The organism is Pseudomonas sp. 9AZ (genome assembly GCF_902506525.1).
Lineage (GTDB): Bacteria > Pseudomonadota > Gammaproteobacteria > Pseudomonadales > Pseudomonadaceae > Aquipseudomonas > Aquipseudomonas peli.
Genome location: NZ_LR733842.1, coordinates 1 through 10,988, shown reverse-complemented (window position 1 = coordinate 10,988; position 10,988 = coordinate 1). Strand labels below are relative to the sequence as shown.

At 51.1% G+C, this 10,988-nt stretch carries 4 tRNA genes and 6 rRNA genes; all 10 read left to right on the top strand.

The window, feature by feature from the left end:
- The first annotated feature begins 212 nt into the window (after positions 1-212).
- The 10 genes from ALTER154_RS20850 to rrf (ALTER154_RS20805) all read left to right on the top strand — a co-directional run bounded on the left by ALTER154_RS20850 (position 213) and on the right by rrf (ALTER154_RS20805) (position 10,940).
- Positions 213-1,749, top strand: a 16S ribosomal RNA gene (locus ALTER154_RS20850).
- 65 nt (positions 1,750-1,814) lie between these two features.
- Positions 1,815-1,891, top strand: a tRNA-Ile gene (locus ALTER154_RS20845).
- A 31-nt stretch (positions 1,892-1,922) separates the two neighbouring features.
- Positions 1,923-1,998, top strand: a tRNA-Ala gene (locus ALTER154_RS20840).
- Between the two features lie 245 nt (positions 1,999-2,243).
- Positions 2,244-5,133: ribosomal RNA gene (locus ALTER154_RS20835) — 23S ribosomal RNA — on the top strand.
- A gap of 138 nt (positions 5,134-5,271) precedes the next feature.
- Positions 5,272-5,387 (top strand): 5S ribosomal RNA (gene rrf, locus ALTER154_RS20830).
- Positions 5,388-5,765: 378 nt separating this feature from the next.
- Positions 5,766-7,302 (top strand): 16S ribosomal RNA (locus ALTER154_RS20825).
- A 65-nt stretch (positions 7,303-7,367) separates the two neighbouring features.
- Positions 7,368-7,444: transfer RNA gene (locus tag ALTER154_RS20820), tRNA-Ile, on the top strand.
- 31 nt (positions 7,445-7,475) lie between these two features.
- Positions 7,476-7,551 (top strand) — tRNA-Ala (locus tag ALTER154_RS20815).
- Positions 7,552-7,796: 245 nt separating this feature from the next.
- A 23S ribosomal RNA gene (locus tag ALTER154_RS20810) occupies positions 7,797-10,686 on the top strand.
- Between the two features lie 138 nt (positions 10,687-10,824).
- Positions 10,825-10,940: ribosomal RNA gene (gene rrf, locus ALTER154_RS20805) — 5S ribosomal RNA — on the top strand.
- The 16S, 23S and 5S rRNA genes sit together here with 4 tRNA genes alongside, the layout of an rRNA operon.
- The last annotated feature ends 48 nt before the right edge of the window (positions 10,941-10,988 follow it).

Genomic DNA, 10,988 nt, shown 5'->3' with positions numbered 1-10,988 from the left:
ATGAGGCTGCTGTAGAATGCGCGCCTCGGTTGAGACGAAAGGCTTAACCACCGCTCTTTAACAACTGAATCAAGCAATTCGTGTGGGTGCTTGTGAGGTAAGACTGCTAGTCGCAAGATTATCAGCATCACAAGTTACTCCGCGAGAAATCAAAGATGTAACCAACGATTGCTGAGCTAAGTTTAGGGTTTTCTCAAAACCCAAGCAGTATTGAACTGAAGAGTTTGATCATGGCTCAGATTGAACGCTGGCGGCAGGCCTAACACATGCAAGTCGAGCGGTAGAGAGGAGCTTGCTTCTCTTGAGAGCGGCGGACGGGTGAGTAATGCCTAGGAATCTGCCTAGTGGTGGGGGATAACGTTCGGAAACGGACGCTAATACCGCATACGTCCTACGGGAGAAAGCGGGGGACCTTCGGGCCTCGCGCCATTAGATGAGCCTAGGTCGGATTAGCTAGTTGGTGAGGTAATGGCTCACCAAGGCGACGATCCGTAACTGGTCTGAGAGGATGATCAGTCACACTGGAACTGAGACACGGTCCAGACTCCTACGGGAGGCAGCAGTGGGGAATATTGGACAATGGGCGAAAGCCTGATCCAGCCATGCCGCGTGTGTGAAGAAGGTCTTCGGATTGTAAAGCACTTTAAGTTGGGAGGAAGGGTAGTAACTTAATACGTTGCTACTTTGACGTTACCGACAGAATAAGCACCGGCTAACTTCGTGCCAGCAGCCGCGGTAATACGAAGGGTGCAAGCGTTAATCGGAATTACTGGGCGTAAAGCGCGCGTAGGTGGTTCAGTAAGTTGGAAGTGAAATCCCCGGGCTCAACCTGGGAACTGCTTTCAAAACTGCTGAGCTAGAGTACGGTAGAGGGTGGTGGAATTTCCTGTGTAGCGGTGAAATGCGTAGATATAGGAAGGAACACCAGTGGCGAAGGCGACCACCTGGACTGATACTGACACTGAGGTGCGAAAGCGTGGGGAGCAAACAGGATTAGATACCCTGGTAGTCCACGCCGTAAACGATGTCAACTAGCCGTTGGGAGTCTTGAACTCTTAGTGGCGCAGCTAACGCATTAAGTTGACCGCCTGGGGAGTACGGCCGCAAGGTTAAAACTCAAATGAATTGACGGGGGCCCGCACAAGCGGTGGAGCATGTGGTTTAATTCGAAGCAACGCGAAGAACCTTACCTGGCCTTGACATGCTGAGAACTTTCTAGAGATAGATTGGTGCCTTCGGGAACTCAGACACAGGTGCTGCATGGCTGTCGTCAGCTCGTGTCGTGAGATGTTGGGTTAAGTCCCGTAACGAGCGCAACCCTTGTCCTTAGTTACCAGCACGTAATGGTGGGAACTCTAAGGAGACTGCCGGTGACAAACCGGAGGAAGGTGGGGATGACGTCAAGTCATCATGGCCCTTACGGCCAGGGCTACACACGTGCTACAATGGTCGGTACAAAGGGTTGCCAAGCCGCGAGGTGGAGCTAATCCCATAAAACCGATCGTAGTCCGGATCGCAGTCTGCAACTCGACTGCGTGAAGTCGGAATCGCTAGTAATCGTGAATCAGAATGTCACGGTGAATACGTTCCCGGGCCTTGTACACACCGCCCGTCACACCATGGGAGTGGGTTGCACCAGAAGTAGCTAGTCTAACCGCAAGGGGGACGGTTACCACGGTGTGATTCATGACTGGGGTGAAGTCGTAACAAGGTAGCCGTAGGGGAACCTGCGGCTGGATCACCTCCTTAATCGAAGACTTCAGCTTCTTCATAAGTTCCCACACGAATTGCTTGATTCATTGCGAAAGACGATTGGGTCTGTAGCTCAGTTGGTTAGAGCGCACCCCTGATAAGGGTGAGGTCGGCAGTTCGAATCTGCCCAGACCCACCAATTGTTGTGGGGTTTGGCCTTGTAAGAATATGGGGCCATAGCTCAGCTGGGAGAGCGCCTGCCTTGCACGCAGGAGGTCAGCGGTTCGATCCCGCTTGGCTCCACCATATACAGCCTCGTTAAGAGTTCAGAAATGAGCGTTCCTACTGCAAGTAGCTGAATGTTGATTTCTGGTCTTTGACCAGTAAGAAAATCGTTCTTTAAAAATTTGGGTATGTGATAGAAGTGACTGATTAATTACTTTCACTGGTAATTGATTTGGTCAAGGTAAAATTTGTAGTTCTCAATTGCAAATTTTCGGCGAATGTCGTCTTCACGTTAGAGACAATAACCAGATTGCTTGGGGTTATATGGTCAAGTGAAGAAGCGCATACGGTGGATGCCTTGGCAGTCAGAGGCGATGAAAGACGTTGTAGCCTGCGATAAGCTCCGGGGAGTCGGCAAACAGACTTTGATCCGGAGATCTCTGAATGGGGGAACCCAGCCAGCATAAGCTGGTTATTACACACTGAATACATAGGTGTGTAAGGCGAACCAGGGGAACTGAAACATCTAAGTACCCTGAGGAATAGAAATCAACCGAGATTCCCTTAGTAGTGGCGAGCGAACGGGGACTAGCCCTTAAGTTGATTTGAGAATAGTGGAAGGCTCTGGAAAGTGCCGCCGTAGTGGGTGATAGCCCCGTACACGAAATTCTCTTATCAATGAAATCGAGTAGGACGGAGCACGAGAAACTTTGTCTGAATATGGGGGGACCATCCTCCAAGGCTAAATACTACTGACTGACCGATAGTGAACTAGTACCGTGAGGGAAAGGCGAAAAGAACCCCGGAGAGGGGAGTGAAATAGATCCTGAAACCGTATGCGTACAAGCAGTGGGAGCCCACTTTGTTGGGTGACTGCGTACCTTTTGTATAATGGGTCAGCGACTTATATTCAGTGGCGAGCTTAACCGAATAGGGGAGGCGTAGCGAAAGCGAGTCTTAATAGGGCGACAGTCGCTGGGTATAGACCCGAAACCGGGCGATCTATCCATGGGCAGGTTGAAGGTTGGGTAACACTAACTGGAGGACCGAACCGACTACCGTTGAAAAGTTAGCGGATGACCTGTGGATCGGAGTGAAAGGCTAATCAAGCTCGGAGATAGCTGGTTCTCCTCGAAAGCTATTTAGGTAGCGCCTCGTGTATCACTGCTGGGGGTAGAGCACTGTTTCGGCTAGGGGGTCATCCCGACTTACCAAACCGATGCAAACTCCGAATACCAGCAAGTGTCAGCACGGGAGACACACGGCGGGTGCTAACGTCCGTCGTGAAAAGGGAAACAACCCAGACCGTCAGCTAAGGTCCCAAAGTTATGGTTAAGTGGGAAACGATGTGGGAAGGCTTAGACAGCTAGGAGGTTGGCTTAGAAGCAGCCACCCTTTAAAGAAAGCGTAATAGCTCACTAGTCGAGTCGGCCTGCGCGGAAGATGTAACGGGGCTCAAACCATACACCGAAGCTACGGGTTCAACGTAAGTTGAGCGGTAGAGGAGCGTTCTGTAAGCCTGTGAAGGTGAGTTGAGAAGCTTGCTGGAGGTATCAGAAGTGCGAATGCTGACATGAGTAACGACAATGGGAGTGAAAAACTCCCACGCCGAAAGACCAAGGTTTCCTGCGCAACGTTAATCGACGCAGGGTGAGTCGGCCCCTAAGGCGAGGCAGAAATGCGTAGTCGATGGGAAACGGGTTAATATTCCCGTACTTCTAATTACTGCGATGGAGGGACGGAGAAGGCTAGGCCAGCACGGCGTTGGTTGTCCGTGTTTAAGGTGGTAGGCTGATTTCTTAGGTAAATCCGGGAAATCAAGGCCGAGAACTGATGACGAGTTATCTTTTAGATGACGAAGTGGTTGATGCCATGCTTCCAGGAAAAGCTTCTAAGCTTCAGGTAATTAGGAACCGTACCCCAAACCGACACAGGTGGTTAGGTAGAGAATACCAAGGCGCTTGAGAGAACTCGGGTGAAGGAACTAGGCAAAATGGCACCGTAACTTCGGGAGAAGGTGCGCCGGTGAGGGTGAAGCATTTACTGCGTAAGCCCATGCCGGTCGAAGATACCAGGCCGCTGCGACTGTTTATTAAAAACACAGCACTCTGCAAACACGAAAGTGGACGTATAGGGTGTGACGCCTGCCCGGTGCCGGAAGGTTAATTGATGGGGTTAGCTAACGCGAAGCTCTTGATCGAAGCCCCGGTAAACGGCGGCCGTAACTATAACGGTCCTAAGGTAGCGAAATTCCTTGTCGGGTAAGTTCCGACCTGCACGAATGGCGTAACGATGGCGGCGCTGTCTCCACCCGAGACTCAGTGAAATTGAAATCGCTGTGAAGATGCAGTGTATCCGCGGCTAGACGGAAAGACCCCGTGAACCTTTACTATAGCTTTGCACTGGACTTTGAGTTTACTTGTGTAGGATAGGTGGGAGGCTTTGAAGCGTGGACGCCAGTTCGCGTGGAGCCAACCTTGAAATACCACCCTGGTAACCTTGAGGTTCTAACTCTGGTCCGTTATCCGGATCGAGGACAGTGTATGGTGGGTAGTTTGACTGGGGCGGTCTCCTCCTAAAGAGTAACGGAGGAGTACGAAGGTGCGCTCAGACCGGTCGGAAATCGGTCGTAGAGTATAAAGGCAAAAGCGCGCTTGACTGCGAGACAGACACGTCGAGCAGGTACGAAAGTAGGTCTTAGTGATCCGGTGGTTCTGTATGGAAGGGCCATCGCTCAACGGATAAAAGGTACTCCGGGGATAACAGGCTGATACCGCCCAAGAGTTCATATCGACGGCGGTGTTTGGCACCTCGATGTCGGCTCATCACATCCTGGGGCTGAAGCCGGTCCCAAGGGTATGGCTGTTCGCCATTTAAAGTGGTACGCGAGCTGGGTTTAGAACGTCGTGAGACAGTTCGGTCCCTATCTGCCGTGGACGTTTGAGATTTGAGAGGGGCTGCTCCTAGTACGAGAGGACCGGAGTGGACGAACCTCTGGTGTTCCGGTTGTCACGCCAGTGGCATTGCCGGGTAGCTATGTTCGGAAAAGATAACCGCTGAAAGCATCTAAGCGGGAAACTTGCCTCGAGATGAGATCTCACTGGAACCTTGAGTTCCCTAAAGGGCCGTCGAAGACTACGACGTTGATAGGTTGGGTGTGTAAGCGCTGTGAGGCGTTGAGCTAACCAATACTAATTGCCCGTGAGGCTTGACCATATAACACCCAAACAATTTGATGTTTGTGTGTCTCTATGAAGACTGCAACAGCCGAAAATTTGCAAAACTACAAAACAAATCACATACCCAATTCGAGGTAGCGAGCCGCGCAAGCAGCACGACATCTCAGCTGAATCGCTTGACGACCATAGAGCATTGGAACCACCTGATCCCATCCCGAACTCAGTAGTGAAACGATGCATCGCCGATGGTAGTGTGGGGTTTCCCCATGTGAGAGTAGGTCATCGTCAAGCACCTATACCAAAACCCCCGATCGTGAAAACGGTCGGGGGTTTTACTATTAGTACAAGCATGAACTTTTTGAGCGATCAAAAGTCACTGCTGATAGGTTATGTAATGCAAGTTGTTGAGTAGAAAGCGCTTTTCTAAAAAGAACTTCGAAAAATAGCTTGACGCAAGATGAGGCTGCTGTAGAATGCGCGCCTCGGTTGAGACGAAAGGCTTAACCACCGCTCTTTAACAACTGAATCAAGCAATTCGTGTGGGTGCTTGTGAGGTAAGACTGCTAGTCGCAAGATTATCAGCATCACAAGTTACTCCGCGAGAAATCAAAGATGTAACCAACGATTGCTGAGCTAAGTTTAGGGTTTTCTCAAAACCCAAGCAGTATTGAACTGAAGAGTTTGATCATGGCTCAGATTGAACGCTGGCGGCAGGCCTAACACATGCAAGTCGAGCGGTAGAGAGGAGCTTGCTTCTCTTGAGAGCGGCGGACGGGTGAGTAATGCCTAGGAATCTGCCTAGTGGTGGGGGATAACGTTCGGAAACGGACGCTAATACCGCATACGTCCTACGGGAGAAAGCGGGGGACCTTCGGGCCTCGCGCCATTAGATGAGCCTAGGTCGGATTAGCTAGTTGGTGAGGTAATGGCTCACCAAGGCGACGATCCGTAACTGGTCTGAGAGGATGATCAGTCACACTGGAACTGAGACACGGTCCAGACTCCTACGGGAGGCAGCAGTGGGGAATATTGGACAATGGGCGAAAGCCTGATCCAGCCATGCCGCGTGTGTGAAGAAGGTCTTCGGATTGTAAAGCACTTTAAGTTGGGAGGAAGGGTAGTAACTTAATACGTTGCTACTTTGACGTTACCGACAGAATAAGCACCGGCTAACTTCGTGCCAGCAGCCGCGGTAATACGAAGGGTGCAAGCGTTAATCGGAATTACTGGGCGTAAAGCGCGCGTAGGTGGTTCAGTAAGTTGGAAGTGAAATCCCCGGGCTCAACCTGGGAACTGCTTTCAAAACTGCTGAGCTAGAGTACGGTAGAGGGTGGTGGAATTTCCTGTGTAGCGGTGAAATGCGTAGATATAGGAAGGAACACCAGTGGCGAAGGCGACCACCTGGACTGATACTGACACTGAGGTGCGAAAGCGTGGGGAGCAAACAGGATTAGATACCCTGGTAGTCCACGCCGTAAACGATGTCAACTAGCCGTTGGGAGTCTTGAACTCTTAGTGGCGCAGCTAACGCATTAAGTTGACCGCCTGGGGAGTACGGCCGCAAGGTTAAAACTCAAATGAATTGACGGGGGCCCGCACAAGCGGTGGAGCATGTGGTTTAATTCGAAGCAACGCGAAGAACCTTACCTGGCCTTGACATGCTGAGAACTTTCTAGAGATAGATTGGTGCCTTCGGGAACTCAGACACAGGTGCTGCATGGCTGTCGTCAGCTCGTGTCGTGAGATGTTGGGTTAAGTCCCGTAACGAGCGCAACCCTTGTCCTTAGTTACCAGCACGTAATGGTGGGAACTCTAAGGAGACTGCCGGTGACAAACCGGAGGAAGGTGGGGATGACGTCAAGTCATCATGGCCCTTACGGCCAGGGCTACACACGTGCTACAATGGTCGGTACAAAGGGTTGCCAAGCCGCGAGGTGGAGCTAATCCCATAAAACCGATCGTAGTCCGGATCGCAGTCTGCAACTCGACTGCGTGAAGTCGGAATCGCTAGTAATCGTGAATCAGAATGTCACGGTGAATACGTTCCCGGGCCTTGTACACACCGCCCGTCACACCATGGGAGTGGGTTGCACCAGAAGTAGCTAGTCTAACCGCAAGGGGGACGGTTACCACGGTGTGATTCATGACTGGGGTGAAGTCGTAACAAGGTAGCCGTAGGGGAACCTGCGGCTGGATCACCTCCTTAATCGAAGACTTCAGCTTCTTCATAAGTTCCCACACGAATTGCTTGATTCATTGCGAAAGACGATTGGGTCTGTAGCTCAGTTGGTTAGAGCGCACCCCTGATAAGGGTGAGGTCGGCAGTTCGAATCTGCCCAGACCCACCAATTGTTGTGGGGTTTGGCCTTGTAAGAATATGGGGCCATAGCTCAGCTGGGAGAGCGCCTGCCTTGCACGCAGGAGGTCAGCGGTTCGATCCCGCTTGGCTCCACCATATACAGCCTCGTTAAGAGTTCAGAAATGAGCGTTCCTACTGCAAGTAGCTGAATGTTGATTTCTGGTCTTTGACCAGTAAGAAAATCGTTCTTTAAAAATTTGGGTATGTGATAGAAGTGACTGATTAATTACTTTCACTGGTAATTGATTTGGTCAAGGTAAAATTTGTAGTTCTCAATTGCAAATTTTCGGCGAATGTCGTCTTCACGTTAGAGACAATAACCAGATTGCTTGGGGTTATATGGTCAAGTGAAGAAGCGCATACGGTGGATGCCTTGGCAGTCAGAGGCGATGAAAGACGTTGTAGCCTGCGATAAGCTCCGGGGAGTCGGCAAACAGACTTTGATCCGGAGATCTCTGAATGGGGGAACCCAGCCAGCATAAGCTGGTTATTACACACTGAATACATAGGTGTGTAAGGCGAACCAGGGGAACTGAAACATCTAAGTACCCTGAGGAATAGAAATCAACCGAGATTCCCTTAGTAGTGGCGAGCGAACGGGGACTAGCCCTTAAGTTGATTTGAGAATAGTGGAAGGCTCTGGAAAGTGCCGCCGTAGTGGGTGATAGCCCCGTACACGAAATTCTCTTATCAATGAAATCGAGTAGGACGGAGCACGAGAAACTTTGTCTGAATATGGGGGGACCATCCTCCAAGGCTAAATACTACTGACTGACCGATAGTGAACTAGTACCGTGAGGGAAAGGCGAAAAGAACCCCGGAGAGGGGAGTGAAATAGATCCTGAAACCGTATGCGTACAAGCAGTGGGAGCCCACTTTGTTGGGTGACTGCGTACCTTTTGTATAATGGGTCAGCGACTTATATTCAGTGGCGAGCTTAACCGAATAGGGGAGGCGTAGCGAAAGCGAGTCTTAATAGGGCGACAGTCGCTGGGTATAGACCCGAAACCGGGCGATCTATCCATGGGCAGGTTGAAGGTTGGGTAACACTAACTGGAGGACCGAACCGACTACCGTTGAAAAGTTAGCGGATGACCTGTGGATCGGAGTGAAAGGCTAATCAAGCTCGGAGATAGCTGGTTCTCCTCGAAAGCTATTTAGGTAGCGCCTCGTGTATCACTGCTGGGGGTAGAGCACTGTTTCGGCTAGGGGGTCATCCCGACTTACCAAACCGATGCAAACTCCGAATACCAGCAAGTGTCAGCACGGGAGACACACGGCGGGTGCTAACGTCCGTCGTGAAAAGGGAAACAACCCAGACCGTCAGCTAAGGTCCCAAAGTTATGGTTAAGTGGGAAACGATGTGGGAAGGCTTAGACAGCTAGGAGGTTGGCTTAGAAGCAGCCACCCTTTAAAGAAAGCGTAATAGCTCACTAGTCGAGTCGGCCTGCGCGGAAGATGTAACGGGGCTCAAACCATACACCGAAGCTACGGGTTCAACGTAAGTTGAGCGGTAGAGGAGCGTTCTGTAAGCCTGTGAAGGTGAGTTGAGAAGCTTGCTGGAGGTATCAGAAGTGCGAATGCTGACATGAGTAACGACAATGGGAGTGAAAAACTCCCACGCCGAAAGACCAAGGTTTCCTGCGCAACGTTAATCGACGCAGGGTGAGTCGGCCCCTAAGGCGAGGCAGAAATGCGTAGTCGATGGGAAACGGGTTAATATTCCCGTACTTCTAATTACTGCGATGGAGGGACGGAGAAGGCTAGGCCAGCACGGCGTTGGTTGTCCGTGTTTAAGGTGGTAGGCTGATTTCTTAGGTAAATCCGGGAAATCAAGGCCGAGAACTGATGACGAGTTATCTTTTAGATGACGAAGTGGTTGATGCCATGCTTCCAGGAAAAGCTTCTAAGCTTCAGGTAATTAGGAACCGTACCCCAAACCGACACAGGTGGTTAGGTAGAGAATACCAAGGCGCTTGAGAGAACTCGGGTGAAGGAACTAGGCAAAATGGCACCGTAACTTCGGGAGAAGGTGCGCCGGTGAGGGTGAAGCATTTACTGCGTAAGCCCATGCCGGTCGAAGATACCAGGCCGCTGCGACTGTTTATTAAAAACACAGCACTCTGCAAACACGAAAGTGGACGTATAGGGTGTGACGCCTGCCCGGTGCCGGAAGGTTAATTGATGGGGTTAGCTAACGCGAAGCTCTTGATCGAAGCCCCGGTAAACGGCGGCCGTAACTATAACGGTCCTAAGGTAGCGAAATTCCTTGTCGGGTAAGTTCCGACCTGCACGAATGGCGTAACGATGGCGGCGCTGTCTCCACCCGAGACTCAGTGAAATTGAAATCGCTGTGAAGATGCAGTGTATCCGCGGCTAGACGGAAAGACCCCGTGAACCTTTACTATAGCTTTGCACTGGACTTTGAGTTTACTTGTGTAGGATAGGTGGGAGGCTTTGAAGCGTGGACGCCAGTTCGCGTGGAGCCAACCTTGAAATACCACCCTGGTAACCTTGAGGTTCTAACTCTGGTCCGTTATCCGGATCGAGGACAGTGTATGGTGGGTAGTTTGACTGGGGCGGTCTCCTCCTAAAGAGTAACGGAGGAGTACGAAGGTGCGCTCAGACCGGTCGGAAATCGGTCGTAGAGTATAAAGGCAAAAGCGCGCTTGACTGCGAGACAGACACGTCGAGCAGGTACGAAAGTAGGTCTTAGTGATCCGGTGGTTCTGTATGGAAGGGCCATCGCTCAACGGATAAAAGGTACTCCGGGGATAACAGGCTGATACCGCCCAAGAGTTCATATCGACGGCGGTGTTTGGCACCTCGATGTCGGCTCATCACATCCTGGGGCTGAAGCCGGTCCCAAGGGTATGGCTGTTCGCCATTTAAAGTGGTACGCGAGCTGGGTTTAGAACGTCGTGAGACAGTTCGGTCCCTATCTGCCGTGGACGTTTGAGATTTGAGAGGGGCTGCTCCTAGTACGAGAGGACCGGAGTGGACGAACCTCTGGTGTTCCGGTTGTCACGCCAGTGGCATTGCCGGGTAGCTATGTTCGGAAAAGATAACCGCTGAAAGCATCTAAGCGGGAAACTTGCCTCGAGATGAGATCTCACTGGAACCTTGAGTTCCCTAAAGGGCCGTCGAAGACTACGACGTTGATAGGTTGGGTGTGTAAGCGCTGTGAGGCGTTGAGCTAACCAATACTAATTGCCCGTGAGGCTTGACCATATAACACCCAAACAATTTGATGTTTGTGTGTCTCTATGAAGACTGCAACAGCCGAAAATTTGCAAAACTACAAAACAAATCACATACCCAATTCGAGGTAGCGAGCCGCGCAAGCAGCACGACATCTCAGCTGAATCGCTTGACGACCATAGAGCATTGGAACCACCTGATCCCATCCCGAACTCAGTAGTGAAACGATGCATCGCCGATGGTAGTGTGGGGTTTCCCCATGTGAGAGTAGGTCATCGTCAAGCACCTATACCAAAACCCCCGATCGTGAAAACGGTCGGGGGTTTTACTTT